The sequence below is a fragment of the Streptomyces sp. NPDC097981 genome, from assembly GCF_040302565.1.
Lineage (GTDB): Bacteria > Actinomycetota > Actinomycetes > Streptomycetales > Streptomycetaceae > Streptomyces.
The window spans coordinates 1-18,300 of sequence record NZ_JBEORW010000055.1; the positions used below are offsets into that span (position 1 = coordinate 1).

11 protein-coding genes and 1 pseudogene are annotated in these 18,300 nt (G+C 72.9%); 6 read left to right on the plus strand and 6 right to left on the minus strand.

Features of this window, described 5'->3' with window-relative positions; all coding sequences use genetic code 11:
- Positions 1 to 12 precede the first annotated feature (12 nt).
- Positions 13 to 9,894, plus strand: coding sequence for an SDR family NAD(P)-dependent oxidoreductase (locus tag ABTY04_RS35115; protein WP_352217524.1), 9,882 nt, complete (start codon positions 13 to 15; stop codon positions 9,892 to 9,894).
- 225 nt (positions 9,895 to 10,119) lie between these two features.
- Entirely contained in the window at positions 10,120 to 10,206 is an 87-nt protein-coding gene (locus tag ABTY04_RS35120) for an acyl-CoA carboxylase epsilon subunit (protein ID WP_352217525.1), read from the plus strand.
- Positions 10,207 to 10,384: 178 nt separating this feature from the next.
- Here the strand turns inward: ABTY04_RS35120 and ABTY04_RS35125 are convergent.
- The 6 genes and pseudogenes from ABTY04_RS35125 to ABTY04_RS35150 all read right to left on the minus strand — a co-directional run.
- Positions 10,385 to 11,011 (minus strand): annotated as a pseudogene (locus ABTY04_RS35125) (IS110 family transposase); the annotation flags it as partial.
- A gap of 442 nt (positions 11,012 to 11,453) precedes the next feature.
- Positions 11,454 to 11,636, minus strand: coding sequence for a DUF5302 domain-containing protein (locus ABTY04_RS35130; RefSeq protein ID WP_352217504.1), 183 nt, complete (start codon positions 11,634 to 11,636; stop codon positions 11,454 to 11,456).
- 94 nt (positions 11,637 to 11,730) lie between these two features.
- On the minus strand, positions 11,731 to 13,239 hold the full coding sequence (locus ABTY04_RS35135; RefSeq protein ID WP_352217505.1) for an MFS transporter: 1,509 nt from the start codon (positions 13,237 to 13,239) through the stop codon (positions 11,731 to 11,733).
- A 102-nt stretch (positions 13,240 to 13,341) separates the two neighbouring features.
- Positions 13,342 to 14,361: a 3-oxoacyl-ACP synthase III family protein gene (locus ABTY04_RS35140; protein ID WP_352217506.1), complete on the minus strand. Its 1,020-nt coding sequence runs from the start codon at positions 14,359 to 14,361 to the stop codon at positions 13,342 to 13,344.
- Between the two features lie 37 nt (positions 14,362 to 14,398).
- Complete coding sequence (locus ABTY04_RS35145) at positions 14,399 to 15,604, minus strand: cytochrome P450 (RefSeq protein WP_352217507.1); 1,206 nt, start codon at positions 15,602 to 15,604, stop codon at positions 14,399 to 14,401.
- A 3-nt stretch (positions 15,605 to 15,607) separates the two neighbouring features.
- Complete coding sequence (locus ABTY04_RS35150) at positions 15,608 to 16,522, minus strand: SDR family NAD(P)-dependent oxidoreductase (protein ID WP_352217508.1); 915 nt, start codon at positions 16,520 to 16,522, stop codon at positions 15,608 to 15,610.
- A 13-nt stretch (positions 16,523 to 16,535) separates the two neighbouring features.
- Here ABTY04_RS35150 and ABTY04_RS35155 point away from each other — a divergent pair, with 13 nt between their 5' ends.
- The 4 genes from ABTY04_RS35155 (at position 16,536) to ABTY04_RS35170 (ending at position 18,285) form a co-directional block, all read left to right on the plus strand.
- Entirely contained in the window at positions 16,536 to 16,673 is a 138-nt protein-coding gene (locus tag ABTY04_RS35155; protein ID WP_352217509.1) for a hypothetical protein, read from the plus strand.
- 285 nt (positions 16,674 to 16,958) lie between these two features.
- Positions 16,959 to 17,333, plus strand: a complete 375-nt coding sequence (locus tag ABTY04_RS35160) for an MFS transporter (protein WP_352217510.1) — start codon at positions 16,959 to 16,961, stop codon at positions 17,331 to 17,333.
- Positions 17,334 to 17,437: 104 nt separating this feature from the next.
- Positions 17,438 to 17,620, plus strand: coding sequence for a DUF5302 domain-containing protein (locus ABTY04_RS35165; RefSeq protein ID WP_352217511.1), 183 nt, complete (start codon positions 17,438 to 17,440; stop codon positions 17,618 to 17,620).
- A gap of 299 nt (positions 17,621 to 17,919) precedes the next feature.
- Complete coding sequence (locus ABTY04_RS35170; protein ID WP_352217512.1) at positions 17,920 to 18,285, plus strand: acyl-CoA carboxylase epsilon subunit; 366 nt, start codon at positions 17,920 to 17,922, stop codon at positions 18,283 to 18,285.
- Positions 18,286 to 18,300 lie beyond the last annotated feature (15 nt).

The following is an 18,300-nucleotide window of genomic DNA, read 5'->3' on the forward strand; positions in this document are numbered from 1 at the left end:
CAGGGCTCGCAGATCGTCGCCCAGCGTTCCCAGGCGGTTCTCGCCTGTGCGGGTCAGGGTGGTATGGCTCTGATCGAGCGTCCGGTGGCGGAGGTCGAGGAGTTCCTCGCCCCGTACGGTGAGGCGCTGTCCGTAGCGGCGGTGAACACCTCCGGCTCGACGGTGATCTCAGGGCAGGCCGAGGCGATCGCGAAGATCGTCGCCGAGCTGTCGGACCAGAACGTCTATGCGCGCAAGATCAATGTGGACTACGCGTCCCACAACGCCCAGATGGACCCGCTGCTCCCCGCCCTGGCGGAGGGCTTCGAGGGGATCGTTCCCACCGGCACGGACATCGCCTTCTACTCGACCGTCACCGGTCAGGTAGCGGACGGCACCGACCTCGACGGCACCTACTGGTGCCGGAACCTGCGCGAGCCCGTCCGTTTCGACCGCGCCCTGAACCAGCTCCTGGACGACGGTCACGGCGTCTTCGTCGAGATCAGTGCTCACCCCGTCCTGTCCATGCCGTTGACCGACGGCAGTGCGGAGCGCGGCGGCATCGTCGTCGGCTCCCTCGCCCGTCAGCACGGCGAGCCGGCCCAGCTGCTGCGCAACCTCGGCCTCCTCCACGTCCAGGGCCACGACCTCGACTGGGACCGGGTCCTCGGCACCGCAAGCCTCGTACAGCTCCCCTCGTACGCCTTCCAGCGCGCGCACTACTGGATCGACACCCCGAAGACCTCGGGCGACGTGCGCGGGGTCGGTCTCGACGTCTCCGACCACCCGTGGCTCGGCGCCGTCACCTCCCTCGCCGACGGCGAAGGCCACCTGTTCACCGGCCGGATCTCGCTCGCCGAGCACCCCTGGCTGGCCGGCCACGCGGCCTTCGGCTCGGTCCTCGTCCCCGGTACCGGCCTGCTCGAACTTGCCCTCACCGCCGCCCACAGTGTCGGCGCCCCCGGGGTTGCCGAACTCGTGCTCACCGAGCCGCTGTTGCTCGGTACGGACGGCGCCGTCCGACTCCAGGTCGCCGTCGGCGCGCCCGACAGCACCGGCCGCCGCCCGGTCACCGTCTACAGCCGGCCCGAGGGCAGTGACGAGGAATGGCGCCGTCACGCCACCGGCGAACTCGCGGAATCCGCAGACGTCACCGCCCCCGCCGAGGGCAACACGTTCGCCGAGCTGGCGCAGTGGCCGGTCCCGGGCGCCGAGTCCGTCGATCTAGACGGTTTCTACGAGGGATTCCGCGCCCGCGGCCTGGACTACGGGCCCGCGTTCCAGGGCCTGACCGAGCTCTGGCGCAAGGGCGACACGGCGTACGGACTCATCCGTCTTCCCGACGGCCTGACCGCCGACGACTTCGGCGTTCACCCCGCCCTCCTCGACGCCGCGCTCCACACCCTCATGGGCGTACGCGACGAAGAAGCACAGCAGCGCGTGTTCATGCCGTTCGAGTGGACCGGCGTCGAACTCCTCGCCGCCGGTGCCACCGAGCTCCGCGTACGCATCGACGTCGCGTCCGGCGCGGACGAGCACCTCGCCCTCACCGTCGCCGACGGCACCGGCCACCCCGTCGTCCGCGCCCGCGGCCTCGCGATCCGTGAGGCGAGCGCCGAGCAGATCCGGGCAGGCGAGCGGGCCGAGCACCTGTACCACGTCGAGTTCCGCCCCGCCCGGACCCCGGGCGACGTGGAGCCGGCCGGAGAGACCTGGGCCCTCGAGGGCGATGCCGCGATCGTCGCCGCCGCCCTCGGCGCGCACGTGTTCCCGGACGCCGACGCGCTCCTCACCCACCTCGCCGAAGCAGTCGACGCCCCGGCCCGCGTCCTCGTGGACGCCACCGGCAACGCTCCTGCCGCCGACGCCCGCGAGCTCACCGCCTCCACGCTCGCAATCCTTCAGCTCCTGCTGGCCGAGCCGCGCCTAGAACAGACCGAGCTCGTCTGGCTGACCCGCTCGGCCGTCGACGCGGGCGACGGCGTGGCCGGCCTGGCCCACGCCGCCCTGTGGGGTCTGCTCCGGGCGGCCCGCGCCGAGCACGCGGACCGCGTGATCCGCCTCATCGACCTCGGCAGCGACCGCGCACGGGACGACCTCGCGCTGGCCCCGGCCCTCACCCTCACCGACGAGCCCGAAATCGCGCTCCGAGACGGGGAGATCCGCACCGCCCGCCTCGTCCGCACGGCCAAGGCGTCCGACGCCCCGCGCCTGAATCCCGACGGTTCCGTCCTGGTGACGGGTGGTACGGGTGAGCTGGGCCGGGCGGTGGCCCGTCACCTGGTGACCGTCCACGGCGTACGGCATCTCGTACTGTCGTCGCGGCGCGGCCCGGACGCTCCGGGGGCCGCGGACCTCGTGGCCGAACTGGAGGCGGCCGGCGCCGAGAGCGTACGGATCCTCGCGGCCGACGTCTCCGACCGCACCCAGGCGGAAGCCCTCCTGGCAGCGCCCGACCGCCCCTGGACGGCGGTGTTCCACCTGGCCGCCGTACTGGACGACGGTCTGCTCGTCTCGCAGGACGCGGAGCGTCTGGCCCGTGTCTGGCAGCCGAAGGCGGAAGCCGCGCTCCACCTCCACGAGCTGACTCAGGGCCTGGATCTGGCTGCCTTCGTCCTGTTCTCCTCGGCTGCCGGTGTCCTCGGCGGCGCGGGTCAGAGCAACTACGCGGCGGCGAACACCTTCCTGGACGCCCTGGCGGCCCACCGCCGTGCCAACGGCCTTCCCGCGACGAGCCTGTCGTGGGGTCTGTGGCAGCAGGCCGGCCAGGGTCTGACCGCCACCCTCGGCCAGGCCGAACTCGCCCGCATGCGCCGCATGGGCATCGGTGCGCTCACCGAGCAGCAGGGCCTCGCGGCCCTCGACACCGCCCTCGGCTCCCCGCACCCGCACCTGGTCCCGGTCAGGCTCGACCTGGTCACCCTGCAACGGCGCCCCGACGAAGTGCCCGCCCTGCTGCGGGCCCTCGTACGCGCCCCGAAGAAGCGGGTCGGAGCGGCGGGAACCGCTCCCTCCGGCCTGCGCGAGCAGCTGGCGGCGCAGCCGGCGGCCGAGCGGCTGTCGTCGCTGGTCCGGCTGGTGCAGCGTGAGGCGGCCGTGGTCCTGGGCGTTGCGACCGCCGAAGGGATCGGCGCGCAGCAGGTTCTCAAGGAGCTCGGCATCGACTCGCTGATGGCCGTCGAGCTGCGGCGCAGGCTGTCCTCCGAAACCGGGGTGGCGCTGCCCTCCACGCTCGCCTTCGACTACCCCACCCCCACCGCCATCGCCGGCCTGCTCCTCGACAAGCTGGATCTGACGACCGACAAGCCCAAGCAGAAGCCGAACACCCTCCGGCACTCCGCTCCAGCCCCGGCGGCCGACGACCCGATCGCCGTCGTGTCGATGGCCTGCCGCCTCCCCGGCGGCATCGACACCCCCGAGGCGTACTGGAACCTCCTCGCCTCGGGCAGCGACGCGATCAGCGGACTGCCGTCGCGCTGGGAGAACCTCGGCGTCTACGACCCGGACCCCGAAGCCGTCGGCAAGAGCTACGCCCGCGAGGGCGGCTTCATCGAGGCCGCCGCGGACTTCGACGCCGCCTTCTTCGGCATTTCGCAGCGCGAGGCCCTCTCGATGGATCCGCAGCAGCGCCTCGTCCTGGAAACCGCCTGGGAGGCCCTCGAACGCGCCGGCATCCGTCCCGGCTCGCTCAGCGAGAGCCGTACGGGCGTCTACCTCGGCGCGATGAGCTCCGACTACGGCGAGCAGGGCCGCGAACTCGACGCCTTCGACGGGTACGTGAGCACCGGCAACGCCTCCAGCGTCGTGTCCGGGCGCGTCTCGTACGCGCTGGGCCTCCAGGGCCCGGCCGTCACCGTCGACACCGCCTGCTCCTCCTCCCTCGTCTCCCTCCATCTCGCGGCGAGCGCCCTGCGCCAGGGCGAGTGCGAACTCGCCCTCGTCGGCGGCGTGACCGTCATGAGCACGCCCCGGCTGTTCGTGGAGTTCTCCCGCCTCAAGGGCATGGCCCCCGACGGCCGCTGCAAGTCCTTCTCCGCTCTGGCGGACGGCGCCGGCTGGTCCGACGGCGTCGGCATCCTCGTCCTCAAGCGGCTGTCCGCCGCCGAGCGGGACGGTGACCGCGTACTGGCCGTCATCCGTGGCTCCGCCGTCAACCAGGACGGCCGCAGCCAGGGCCTGACCGCCCCCAACGGCCCCGCCCAGCAGCGCGTCATCCTCGACGCCCTGGAAGCGGCCCGGCTGACCCCCGGCGACATCGACGCCGTCGAGGCGCACGGAACCGGCACCCCGCTCGGCGACCCGATCGAAGCGGGCGCGCTCGCCGAGGTCTTCGGCCCCGACCGGGCCGCGAACCGGCCCGTCTACCTGGGCTCCTCCAAGTCGAACATCGGGCACGCGCAGGCCGCCGCCGGTGTCGCGGGCGTCATGAAGATGATCCTCGCCCTCCAGCACGAGACCCTGCCCAAGACCCTGTACGTCGACGAGCCCAGCCCGCACATCGCGTGGGACGGCAGCGGCCTGGAACTCCTCCGGGACGCCCGGCCGTGGACCCGGGAGGCCGCGCGCACGCGCCGCGCGGGCGTCTCCTCCTTCGGTCTCAGCGGCACCAACGCCCACGTCGTCCTCGAAGAGCCCCCGGCAGCCGCCGTTCCGGCCCCGCCCGCCACGGCGACCGGAGCAATGGGAGCGACCGAAGCGACTCAAGCCACCAAGGCACCTCTTCCCCTGATCCTGTCCGGCCGGGACGAGACGGCCCTGCGCACGCAGGCTGCCCGCTGGGCCGACTGGCTCGAGGGCCGCCCCGACGTGCCGCCGGCCGACCTCGCGTACACGGCGGCCCGCCACCGCACGCACTTCGAGCACCGCGCCGCCCTCACCGTGACCACCACCGCCGAAGCGGTCATCGGGCTGCGCGCCCTCGCCGACGGCCGCACCCCCGCGGGCGCCGCCGAAGGCACCGCGGCCGAAAGCCCCCTCGCGATGCTGTTCACCGGACAGGGCAGCCAGCGCCCCGGCATGGGCCGCGCCCTGCACGCCGCCCTCCCGGTCTTCCGGCAGGCCTTCGACGCGGTCTGCGCCGCGCTCGACCCGCACTTGAACCAGCCGCTGGCCGAGCTCGTCCTCGGCGGCTCCGAACTCGTCCACGAGACGGAGTACGCCCAGCCCGCCCTGTTCGCCGTCGAGACGGCGCTGTTCCGCCAGTGGGAGGCGTGGGGCGTGCGCCCCGCCGCGGTCGCCGGGCACTCCATCGGCGAACTCGCCGCCGCCCACGTCGCCGGGGTCTTCACGCTGGACGACGCGGCCCGCCTGGTCGCCGCCCGCGGCCGCCTGATGCAGGCCTGCGAGCGCGGCGGGGCCATGGCGTCCGTGGAAGCCTCGGAGGCCGAGGTCCTCGAGGCCTTCGACACCCTGGAAGTGCGTGCGGGCGCCGTCCAGCGCATCTCGATCGCCGGGATCAACGGGCCCGCGCAGACCGTCGTCAGCGGTGACGAGGCCGCCGTGGCGGCCGTCACCGGCTGGTTCACCGAACTCGGCCGCCGCACCCGCCGCCTGACGGTCTCCCACGCCTTCCACTCCCCGCACATGGACGCCATGCTCGACGCCTACCGCCAGGTGGCCGAGGAGATCACCTTCGCGGCCCCGCGGATCCCGGTCGTCTCCACGGTCACCGGCACCCGGATGGGCCCGGACCTCGAGCCGGGCGAAGGAATGCGCGCCGCCGGGTACTGGGTGACGCAGGTCCGCGACGCCGTGCGCTTCCTCGACGCGGTACGGGCCCTCGAGGCCGACGGCATCGGCCGCCACCTCGAATGCGGCCCGGGCGCCGTGCTGGCCGCCATGGGCGCCGCCTGCGTCACCGACCCCGCCGTGTTCGTCGCCTCCCAGCGCGCGCCCAAGGACCCCGACCGGGCCCCGGACGAGGTCGGCGCACTTCTCGAGGCCCTCGGCGCGCTCCACGTCAGCGGCCAGGAACCGGACTGGGAGCAGGTGTTCACCGACCGGCCCGCCCCCGCCCGCGCGGCCGAGCTGGCCGCCGGCCTGCCCACGTACGCGTTCCAGCGCGAGCGCTTCTGGCTCGAGCCCGCCCGCGGCACCGCCCGCGGCGCCCGCGACACCGGTCTCGTGCCGGCCGGGCACCCCTGGCTCGCCGCCGTCCTGACGCTCGCCGACGGCGAGGGCCAGCTGCTCTCCGGCCGGCTCTCGCTCGCCGACCACCCGTGGCTGGCCGACCACGCCGTCTTCGGCAGCGTCCTGGTGCCCGGTACAGGCCTGCTCGACCTCGCCCTGGCGGCCGCCCGGGCCGTCGGCGCCGAGCGGGTCGCCGAACTCACCCTCGCCCAGCCGCTCGTACTCGCCTCCGCCGAACCCCTGCGGCTCCAGGTCAAGGTCGGCGCCCCGGACGCGGAAGGACGGCGGAAGATCGCCGTCCACAGCCAGCCGGAAGCCTCCGCCGACCCGGCCGCCTGGACCCTGCACGCCTCCGGCGAACTCGCCGACGACCCCGCCACCGAAACCCCCGAGGGGCTCGCCGAACTCGCCCAGTGGCCGGTCCCGGGAGCCGAGCCCATCGGACTCGACGGCTTCTACGAGCAGCTCGGAGGCGAAGGCCTCGCCTACGGCCCCGCCTTCCGCGGCCTGACCGCCCTCGCCCGCCAGGGCGGCGTCGCCTACGGCCGCGTCGCCCTGCCCGAGCCGCTGCGCCAGAGCACCGACGGCCACGGCGTGCACCCCGCGCTCCTGGACGCGGCCCTGCACGTCCTGGCCGGCGTCACCCCCGGCGGGCCCGGGCAGCCCGAGGGCACGGTGCTGCTCCCCTTCGCCTGGACCGACGTCACCCTGTACGCCACGGACAGCACCGAACTCCGCGTCCGCATCGCCCTGGATCCCCAGGACCCGCAGTCCGCGGCCGCCGGCCTCGGCGCCACCGTCCTGGTCACCGACGCCACCGGCGAGCCCGTCCTGTCGGGCGCGCTGCAGATCCGGCAGGCCTCCGCCGAGCAGCTGCGGGTCACCCGCTCCGAGGGCGAACACCTCTACCGCGTCGACTTCCAGCCGGTGGCCGAGCCCGACCGGGCCGCCCCGCAGCCCGCGACCACCCTGGTGATCGGCGGCAGCGGAGCCCTCGCCGAGGCCCTCGGCGCCACCTGGTCGGCCGGCCCCGAGCCGCTGCTCGCCGACGGGCCCGCCCCCGCGCGCATCGTCATCGACGCCACCACCGCCGGGCCGGCCGACGCCGCCGAGCCGGACACGCTGGCCGCACTGGACCTCGTACAGCACCTGCTGACGGAGAAGACCGCGGAATCCGAGCTGGTCTGGATCACCCGCGACGCCGTCGCGGCCCGCCCCGAGGACACCGTGTCCGACCTCGCCCACGCCCCGCTGTGGGGCCTGGTACGGGCCGTCCGCGGCGAGGTCCCCGAGCGCACCCTGCGCCTGGTCGACCTCGACACCGCCACCCCCGACCGGGCGGTCCTCGACGCCGCCCTCGCGACTGCCGAAGAGCCCGAACTGGCCCTGCGCGGCGGCACCCTCTTCGCCCCCCGCCTCGTCCGCACCACCCGCACCGCGGCGGCCCAGGGCGGCGCGGCCCTCACCCCGCCCGCCGGCGAGGGGCCCTGGCACCTGGACATCCGCGAGAAGGGCAGCATCGACAGCCTTGAACTCGTCCCCGTCCCGGCCGACGGCCCGCTCGGCCCCGACGAGGTCCGCGTCGCCGTCCGCGCCGCCGGCATGAACTTCCGCGACGTCCTCAACGCGCTCGGCATGGTCGCCACGCCCAAACTGGGCCTGGAGTTCGCCGGCACTGTCCTGGAGACCGGATCCGCCGTCACCCACCTGCGTCCGGGCGACCGGGCCATGGGCCTCGCCCTCGGCGCCTTCGGCACCGAGGTCCGCGGCGACGGCCACCTGATGGCGAAGCTGCCCGACACCCTCACCTTCGAGGAGGGCGCGACGATCCCGCTCGCCTTCCTCACCGCCTACTACGCCCTCACCGACCTCGGAGCGCTGCGACCCGGCGAGAAGCTCCTCGTCCACGCGGCGGCCGGCGGCGTCGGCATGGCCGCCGTCCAGCTCGCCCACCACCTGGGCGCCGAGGTCTACGGAACCGCCAGCCACCCCAAGTGGGACGTGCTGCGCGCCCTCGGCCTGCCCGACGAGCGCATCGCCTCCTCCCGCGACACCGCCTTCGAGCAGCGGTGGCTGACCGCCACCGGCGGCGCCGGCTTCGACGCCGTACTGAACTCCCTCGCCGGCGAGTTCACCGACGCCTCGCTGCGCCTCCTGCCGCACGGCGGACGCTTCCTGGAGATGGGAAAGACCGACATCCGCGACGCCGACGCGATCGCCGCCGCCCACCCGGGCGTCGCGTACAGCGCCTTCGACCTGATGTCGCTGGAGCCCGAGCACCTGCACCGGATGCTCACCGACCTGTCCGGCCTGCTCACCGACCGGGTCATCGCCCCGCTCCCGTACCTCGCGTACGACGTACGGGAGGCCCCCGCGGCCTTCCGCCACATGGCGCAGGGCCGCCACACCGGCAAGCTGGTCCTCACCGTCGGCCGGGCGCTCGACCCGGAGGGCGTGGTCCTGCTCACCGGCGGCACCGGCGAACTCGGCCGCAACCTGGCCGCACACCTGGTGGCCGAACACGGGGTGCGCCACCTCGTCCTGACCTCGCGCCAGGGCATGGCCGCGCCGGGCGCGCAAGAACTGGTCGACGGCCTCGAAGCCGCCGGCGCGGCCGAGGTGCGCATCCTGGCCTGCGACGTCTCGGACCGCGACGCGGTGGCCGGGCTGCTCGCCGAGGCCGCCGGGGACCGCCCGCTGACCGGTGTGGTGCACCTCGCGGCCGTCATCGACGACGGCGTCGTGCACAACCAGACGCCCGAGCGGTTCGCCCGCGTCCTCGCCCCCAAGCTGGCGGGCGCCCGGCACCTGCACGAACTGACCCGCGAGCTGGACCTGGCCGCCTTCGTCCTGTTCTCCTCGGTCGCCGGCACCCTCGGCTCGCCCGGCCAGTCCAACTACGGCGCCGCGAACGCCTTCCTGGACGCACTCGCCGCCCACCGGCACAAGCAGGGCCTGCCCGCCACCAGCCTCGCCTGGGGCCTGTGGGCCCAGGGCGGCGCCGGGATGACCGCGCAGCTCGGTGAGGCGGAACTCGCCCGGATGCGCCGCCAGGGCGCCCAGGCCCTGAGCGCCTCCGAAGGCCTCGCCCTCTTCGACGCCGCCCTGGCCCGCCCCGAACCGCACCTGGTGCCGCTCAAGCTCGACACCGCCCGCCTCGCGTCCGACGACTCCGGGGCGCGCCCGCCGGCCCTGCTGCGGGCCCTGGTCCGTACGCAGCCCAGGAAGGCCAAGGAGGCCGCCGAGCGCGGTTCGGCCTTCCGGGACCGGCTGGCCGCCCTGCCCGGCGAGGAACGCGAGACGGAGCTGCGCAAGTTCGTCCAGCAGGAGGTGACCGCGGTCCTCGGCCTGTCCGGCAGCGTCCCGCTCGACAAGCCGATGCGGGAGTTCGGCTGGGACTCCCTGATGTCCGTCGAGCTCAAGAACCGCCTCGCCCGCCACACGCAGGTGGCCGTCCCCAACACGCTCGCCTTCGACTACCCCACGCCGCGCGCCATCGCCGGATACCTGCACGGCAAGCTCTCCTTCGACGGCGCCGGCGGCGCAGCGCAGACCGCGGCAGTCGCCGACACCCCGCCGCAGGATCCGGCTCAGGCCGCCCAGTGGGCCGTGGCCCGGATCGGCGTCGAACGGCTGCGCCAGAGCGGCCTGCTGGACCGGCTGCTGGAGCTCGCCGCACCCGCCACCGCCACGGCCGAGGCCCCGGCCGACGCCCTGCAGACCGCCCAGGAACTGACCGACGACGAGATGGACGCGGCCCTGGACGCCGTACTCGGCGGCATCTGACCCCCGGGGGCCGGCCTCCCCCCGGGCCGGCCCCCGGGTCCCTCCCCCACCACCACGGCCGGGTCCGGGCGCCGGTGGGGGGCGCTCGCCGAAGAGGGTCGTATGAAGGTGAAGGAAATGAGCGGTTTGGCTGGCCGGAAGCGGTATTTCCGCAGGAAGACCGGCTGATCCGACTCGATTCATCCCCCGAAGGCCGCCGTCGAGGACACCTCTCTGGCCCTCGCCATGGCCTCGATCCGTATCTCCAGGGGCAACCCCACCGCCGAGGAAATCGCCGCGCTCGCCGTCCTCCTCCGCCGCGTCCTGGTGTGAGGACCCTGAGCTGCCAGGCTGGATGAGCGAGCTGCTGCCGGTCAAGCCGCGCCGACTGCGAGCTCAGGTGGTGCTGGGAACGCCATCTGTTCGTCGAACAGCTTGTGCTGCTGCAGGCAGTGGCAGAGTTGGCCGATCATGCGCTAGCCGTCTGGTGATGCTCGACTTCTTGCTTGGGAAACGCCTCTTCCACAGACTTGGCGAGTTCGTCGACCGCTGTGCAAGCGGCCTCCAACTGCCGTAGCAAGGCCAGCATTTGCTTACCCAGGGCGTCCTCAACGAGGGCTGGCTGATGAGCCCAGTCTCCCCGGAGAACTTCACGGATTCGCTCGGTTTCCTCCTCGATGCCGCGCTTGCGGCCAGCCCGCTTGAGGGCGGCAGCGATCTGCGCGCGGGTCCGCCGAGCCGCCCTGGTGGCAGTGGGCGCGAGCTTGAGGAGCTCACGGGCTTCAGGTCGGCACAGGCCGTTCTGCCAGGGGGCGCTGGCTGCCAGAACGGCCGGGTAGTACTCGCGGAGCAGGGAGCGAAGCTGGTTGGCCATCTGCTGGCGATTCCAGGTCGCGTCCTGCTGAGCGCGCGCGAGAACGGCGATGGCGCGGGCCAGGTCGCTGTCTCTCGGCAGCGGCCGGTGGGCGTGCATGTCGGTCCGGAGGATGTTCGCCAGGACCAAGGCATCACCGGGGTCGGACTTATTGCGGGAGACTGCGTGCCGGTCACGGTATCGGGCGGCGGCCATCGGGTTGATGGCGAAGATCCGTCGATTGCCCGTCCGCAGGGCGGCGACGAGCAGGCGGCGGGACGTCTGGGCCGGGCCGACACCTCACCAGCCGTTCGTGGCACCAGCTCACGGCGCCCGCACGACCGCCATTCTCGGTGTTCATGGGACCTGGACACTCACGTGATCACCAGCACCGTGCCTGCACTCGTACCCGGCCCCGACCTCCCGGCAGACCAGGGCAACCCGCCACCAGCCCACCGAATCGCGGCACTTCACGCCGAACCATCTTCACGCAGAGGCCCTGGGATTCCACCCCTCACCGACGCATTTTGTTCCAGGCGAACCCAAGGGGAATCCGATGATGATGCGAGGGAAATTCAAGCGGTACTCGAGCGGCCCGCCCCCGGTCAGAGCAGCCGGAATTCCGGTGCGCCGTGCGACGGTGCCGCGCGCAGACGGAAAAGGCTGCCGCGGGCCTCCGGGCGGGAGGTCCGCGGCAGCCCCGGCAGCGCGGCGGGAAAGCTGCGTGTCACCCGGTCTTGCGCCGGAAGTACCGCTTCTGCCCGGCCTGGCCGCTCATGCCCTTGACCCTCAGGCGGCCGTCCTCGTGCGCCTGCCGCGCCCGGCTGGAGTTGCCCTTGCGCTCGAGGGCCTCACGGAATTTCCGGCGGGCGTCGTTCTCCTCGGCATTGCTCTGCGGCGTATCGGTCATACATGCCTCCTGGACGCGATGTGCAGCACGGCCCGCCTGACAGGGACGTCCGGGACCGGCGAGCCATCTTTTTGTTGGGGGAAAGGAATTCGGCCTATGCCGGGTCGGGCACGAGACCGCCGGCGGTGAGGTCCGTCCGCTCGGCCTTCCCGGCGGGCCCGGCCTCCGCATCCGCCGGCTTGCTGCGGGGCAGCAGCGGGGCGAGGGCGGCGGTCAGCAGGAAGGCGGCGACGTTGTACCAGAGAGTGAGGGAGACGGCGGAGCTGAAGTCGGCGGCTCGCGCCGCGGCCGTCCCGGCGGTGTCCGGGCCCACGAGCCCGAAGAGGACGGCCCCGACGACCGCGATGCCGATCGCGGCACCGAACTGCGTGGCGGCGTTGACCACGCCGGACCCGGCGCCCGCGTTCTCGGGGGGCAGGTCACCGAGCACGGCCGTGGCGAGGATGGGCGTGCTCAACCCCATGCCCAGGCCCATGAGGAAGGCCGTGCCGGCCACGTACGGCCACGTCAGTCCAGCGCCCTGGGTGTGCACGACGCCGATCGCGGCCAGGGAGCTCAGCGCCATGATGAGGGCGCCCGCCGCCACGAACAGGCGTCCCCGGGTGGCCCCGAAGCGCCAGCCGAGCTGGAACGTGGCGACGATGCCCAGCGGCCACGCCGCGATGGCGAGTGCCGTGTCGCCCACAGACCAGCCCAGACCGAACTGGAGGTGGTAGGTGAGCACGAAGGAGAACGAGGTGATGCCGGTGAACGCGAGCAGGGTCACGACCAGGCCGGCGGAGAAGGAGCGGTGGCGGAACAGGGTGGGGGGCACGAGAGCGGAGCCGTTCTTCGCCTGCCTCCTGCGCTCGTGGACCACGAACGCGAGGAACAGCGGCACCGAGGCGGCCAACACCACGAACATCCAGGCGGGCCAGCCCTGTTCGCGGCCCTGGACGAGCGGGAACATCAGGCTCAGAGAGGCCGCGGTCAGCAGGACCACGCCGGGCATGTCGAGCTGCGGGCGCTCGTCGGCGCGGAAGGAGGGCAGCGACCTGGCTCCGAGGATCAGCGCGAGAATCCCGATCGGGACGTTGACGAAGAACACCGTCCGCCAGCCGAGGCCCATCAGGTCGAGGTCGGTGAGCAGACCGCCCAGCAGCGGTCCCCCGATGCTGCCGAGGCTGAGCAGACCGCCCACCAGACCGGCGGCCAGGGCCCACTCCTTGCGGTCGAATGTCCGGACGATGACGGCCATGACTTGGGGAAGCATGAGGGCGGCCATGAACCCCTGCGTGAAGCGGCCGGCGATCAGCATGCCCGGGGAGACGGCCAGACCGCACAGGGCGGACGCCACGGTGAACAGGGCGACACCGGTCATGAAGACCCGCTTGGCCCCGAAGACGTCACCGAGTCGCCCCCCGGTGATCAGGAACATGGAGAAGGCGAGGGCGTAGCCGGCCATGGTCCACTGTGCGGAGGCGAAGCCGATCTCCATGTCCCGCTGGATGCTGGGCAGGGCGACGGTGACGATGTTGGCATCGAGGCCGTCGAGGAAGGACGCGCTGCCGAGTACGCCCAGGGCGACCCATCGCGCGCGTCCGGACTGTGCTGTGTCTGTCACGTGATCAGCTCCTGGGAGAGGGGTGGGGGTGGCGCGGTCCCGCCGGACCTGCCGCGCGGCGCTGCCGCCGTGCCGCCGCCCCGGGGCGGCGGCAGGCCGGGTTCACACCTCGAAGACGGCGCTCGCCCAGCTCATGCCACGTCCGACGGCGGCCAGGGCGACGTGGTCGCCCTGCCGGAGGGCGTTGTGCTCGACGTCCCGGGCCAGGGCGAACAGCGGGTCGGCGGCACCGAGGTGCCCGTAGTCCTCGGCGAGCGACAGGTTGGTGCGCTCCGCGGGGAAGTCCAGGGCAGCGACGAGTCCCGCCATCGCGGGCTGGTTGTCGAAGGGCAGGTTGAGCCGGGCCAGGTCGGTGAAATCGACACCGGCCCGCTTGCAGGCGCGTTCCACGACGAGCCGGTACTGGTTGCGGGCGTGGGTGCCGAACGCGGAGATCTTCTCGTGGTCGTCGCCGAAGTACTCCTTCACCTCGGCGATGCCCCGTACCCTCGGTGCGCCGCCCGCCGCGCCGGGCGTGCCGAAGGGGGCCGCCGCGCCTCCCGCGTCGAGGCGGAAGAAGTCGACGTAGGTGCCGTCCGTGGTGATGTCGCTCGCGCGCCAGCGCAGCCGGTCGTGACCGCGGCGGGCGACCGCCGCGACGGCACCGTCCGAGAAGCAGCCCGCCCCCGTCTCCAGCCGGTTCCAGTAGGGCTCGGCGACGCGGCTGGCCGCGACCACCACGGCCGTCCGGTACTCGGGATGGGTGGCGAACTTCCCGGCCACCAGGTCGAACGCGGCGACGCCCGACGAGCACGCCTGGGTCAGCAGGACCGCCTCCGCGCCGTCGGCGCCGAGCCGGTGCAGGAGGCTCGCCGCCGCGTCCCAGTACAGGTACTCGGTGATGTCGGTGACCGCGAGGACCAGCAGGTCGATGTCGCCGGCGTCCGTGCCGGCGGCGTCCAGCGCCTTCCGTACGGCCCGGTACGACAGGTCCGTCAGGCCCACCCCTTCGGGGCACCGGTGCATGTAGCGGCTCGCGTAGGTGCGGACCCGCTCGATGTCCTCGGTGTACTCGGCGGCGACGTCCAGCACCGGTACCTCGTCGCCGAGTTCGTAGCCGAGCGCCATCAGGCCGAAGCTCATGTGATCTCCTTGTCTGGGGCCCCTCCGGGCCGTGCCGCTACCAGGTGACCGGCAGCCGGTGCACGCCGTAGATGGCCATGTCGGTGCACAGGGGTATCTCCTCGGCCGGAACCGCCATCCGCAGGCGAGGGAACCGTCGCAGCAGGCCGGCGTACGCGATCCGCAGCTCGACCCGTGCGAGATGGTGTCCGAGGCACTGGTGCACGCCGTGCCCGAACGACAGGTGGCCGCCCGGCCTCCGCCCGGGGTCGAACCGCTCCGGGTCGCCGTCGAAGCGCCGCGGATCGCGGTTCGCGGCCGACAGGGAGAGCACGAGGCACTCACCGGCCGAGATCCGGCGGCCGCCCAGGTCGACGTCGGTCAGCGCGGTCCGCATCAGCCCCGCCCGGAAGAGCGGGAGGTACCGCAGCAGTTCCTCGACGGCGCTGTCGAGGAGGTCCGGCTCGGCCCTCAGCCCGGCCCACTGGTCCGGATGGCTCAGCAGGGTGTAGACGCCGAGTCCGAGCATGCTCGCCGTGGTCTCGTGGCCGGCGATCAGCACCACCAGCGCCACGGTCGCGATCTCCTGGTCGGAGAGCTCGTTCCCTTCGATCAGGCTGCTGATCAGGTCCGCCCCGGGCGCCGCGCGTCTGCGCGGCACGAGCCCGCCGAGGTAGGCGAGCATGCCAGCGTACGCGCCGTGGGTTTCCTCCTGCGTGGAGTCCAGCCGGAAGAAGGTGGCCACGTCGTGACGGAACATGTCCTGCTCGGCGTACGGCACGCCGAGGATCTCGCAGATCAGCAGCGTCGGGATCGGGACGGCGAACTCGGCGACGAGGTCGGCTCCGCGCCCCGCGGCCTCCAGCGCGTCCAGCCGCTGCTCGACGATCTCCTCGATCCGGGGCGCCATTTCCCTGATCCGTCGCGCCGTGAAGTGCTTGGTGAGGAGCTTGCGGTAGCGGGTGTGCTCCGGTGGGTCCATACCGATGAACTGGCCGGGCTCCGCGGGTGTGATCCTCTTCGTGCCGAACGGGTGGTCGAAGGCGGCGTGGTGGTGCAGTTCCTGCCGTGCGCTGAACCGCTGGTCGGCGAGGACGGACCGCACCAGGGAGTGGCTGGTGACCAGCCAGCCCCTGTGCCCGTCCGGGAACAGCATCGGGGTGACGGGGTCCCGGTCCCGGAACACTCCCAGTTCGAGGGGCGGGTCGAGAGGCGAGGATCGCTCGGTGGGCAGCTTGACCGGCTGGCACAGGGTGTTGCGCACGTCCTACTCCATCTCGCTGGCAACTCGGAGGCCCCTCCAGCTTCGCGACGAGCCCTGGACACGCGCTCGAGCCGACCTCGAGCGGCGCCGCCGGGCCGCCGGGCCGCCGGGCCGCCGGGCCGCGCCCGGCCCGGCCCGGTCACAGTCCCCCAGTACGGCGTCGAGCGCCTTGTCCATCTCCTCGGCCGTCAGTTCCCCGGCGGCCTGGAGCGCCTCGCCGGCGTCGGCGGGGGCCGGGACCCCCTCGGGCCGTGCGAACTCCAGCAGCCGGTCGAGCAGACCGCTCTGCCGCAGCAGATCGGGGCTGACACGGTCCAGTGCCGACTGGGCGGCCCGCACCGGGTCCTGCGGCGGTGCCTCACCGGAGGCGGGCTCGTCGAAGGACAGCCGCCCGTGCAGGTGCCAGGCGCCCGTGAGTTCGGGCGCCAGGACCCGCTCGAACCGCTCCGCCGTCTGATTGCGCACGACTCCGTCGTCGATCACGGCCGCGAGGTGCACCACGCCGGTCAGCGGGTGCTCGCGCCCGGCCTCGGCCACGGCCGCGGCGACCTGGTCGCGGTCCACCATGTCGCAGGCCACGATCCGTACGGACGCGGCGCCCGCCTCGGCCAGTTCGGCCGCCAGCTCTGCCGCGCCCGGCGCCGCCGAGCCCTGACGCGACGTCAGCACCAGGTGGCGCACGCCGTGTCGGCCGACCAGGTGGCGGGCGACCTGACGGCCCAGCTCACCCGTGCCCCCGCTGACCAGCACCGTGCCGTGCGGGTCGAGCACGCGCGGGACCGTGAGGACGATCTTGCCGGTATGCCGTCCCGACGCCATGTGGCGGAACGCGCCGGGCGCCTCCCTCACGTCGTACGCGAGGTGCGGCAGGGGCTCGATCGTGCCGTCCGCGAGCAGCCCGGACAGCTCCGTCAGCATCCGGTGCAGGTGCGTGCGAGGGCTCCAGCGACATCAGGTCGAACGCACGGTAGGCGACGCCCGGATGGGCCTCGGCGACCTCGCGCGGGTCGCGGATGTCGGTCTCGCCCATCTCCAGGAACCGGCCGCCGCGCGGCAGCAGGCGCAGTGAGGCGTCCGTGAACTCCCCGGCGAGCCGTGCTGGCCTACCACATGCAGCTCGGCCTCGAATGGTCCGCGCTGCGCACCGCGCTGGTCATCGCGGCGTTCCCGATCGGCATCATGGCGACCTTCCAGATCGCCTGGCGCAAGGGCACCGCCAACGGGCGCAAGTTCGTGGCGATCGGCACGTCCGTGATGACGCTCGGCGCCCTCGCCATGATCCTCGCGGTGTCGAGCCAGGGCGCCGGCATCGACTGGTACCACGTCGCGGGCGCCGAACTGATCGTGCCTCGGCATGGGCCTGTGCTCGCCGATCCTGACCAACGTGGTGCTCGGCGACATCCCGCCGCAGGACGCCGGAGCCGGCTCCGGGGTGGTCAACGCCGTCATCCAGTTCGGCACGGCCGCGGGCATCACCATCGTCGGCGTCATCTTCTTCAGCCTCACGGGCAGCGAGGTCGCGGGCGCCGACCGGGCCGAAGGCTTCGGTGACGCCACCTCCGTGACGCTCTGGTACAACGTCGCCGTCCTCACGCTCGTCGCCCTTCTCAGCCCGCTCCTGCCCGCCTCGAAGACCCCTCAGGCCGCGCCGGCGGCGCCCGCCGCGGAGACCCCCGCGGAGAGCTCGGCGCCCGCCACGAAGGACCGGCTCCTCCTTGACACCGCCTGACCCCGGAAATGGCGAATTCCATTGCCTGGAGTCGTGAATGCGGGGTCGTCATTCCAGCAATTCTGTGCCAGACTTTTTCTGTCGATTGATTGCAGGAGGTACGTATGACTGACAAGTCGTTCGACGATGGCGTTGCAGAAGATGCCAAGGAGAAGTTCCGCGAGGCACTGGAGCGCAAGTCCAACGCATCGCGCGCCCGCACGGCTCACGAAGAGGGCCGGATCAAGGTGAAGAACATGAGCGGTTCGGCCGGCCAGAAGCGTTATTTCCGCAGGAAGACTGGTTGATCAAACCCGACTCCACCCCCCATGGGTCGCCGCGGTCCATTCCACTGGAATGGACCGCGGCGGCTTTTTGCATGCCTGCAATATCCACTCGAATCGTGCTCGAATTCGACTCGAATTTCACTTGGCTTCCACTGGAGAATTGAACCCGCGGCGATGTGTTCCGGCCATGATCGCCAGTGCTCGCGAGTCATTCCGTACGCATTCCCGTGCGGAACCCGAGGCGGGCTGTAGCGCCCGGGCCGATCCTGGAGTGTCCGGCACCAGGCGCTTCCCGGTGCGACTGTCGAAAGGGGCTCCCCATGATCATCGTCGAGGAACGTCCGCTGCTGACCGCCCCCGCGGTGGGCGTCACGCCCGCAGGGGAACACCCTGCAGACCAGCCGGCGCACACGGACTCCCCGGACTCTTCGGGGCTCACGGACCGCGCGGAGCTTCCCGGGACGACCGCCGCCGAGGACACCTCGACGGCCCTCGCCATGGCCTCGATCCGGATCTCCCGGGGCAACCCCACCGCTGAGGAGACGGCCGCCCTGGCCGCCCTCCTGACGGCCCGCCTGCGCCTGCTCCACGAGGCCCGGCAGCCCGAATCCTCCGCCCCGCGCACCCGCAAACTCCCCACCCGGCCCTGCCCGCCGTTCCGCGCACCGGGAGCCTGGGCTTCCTGACTTCGTCCAGCCGGC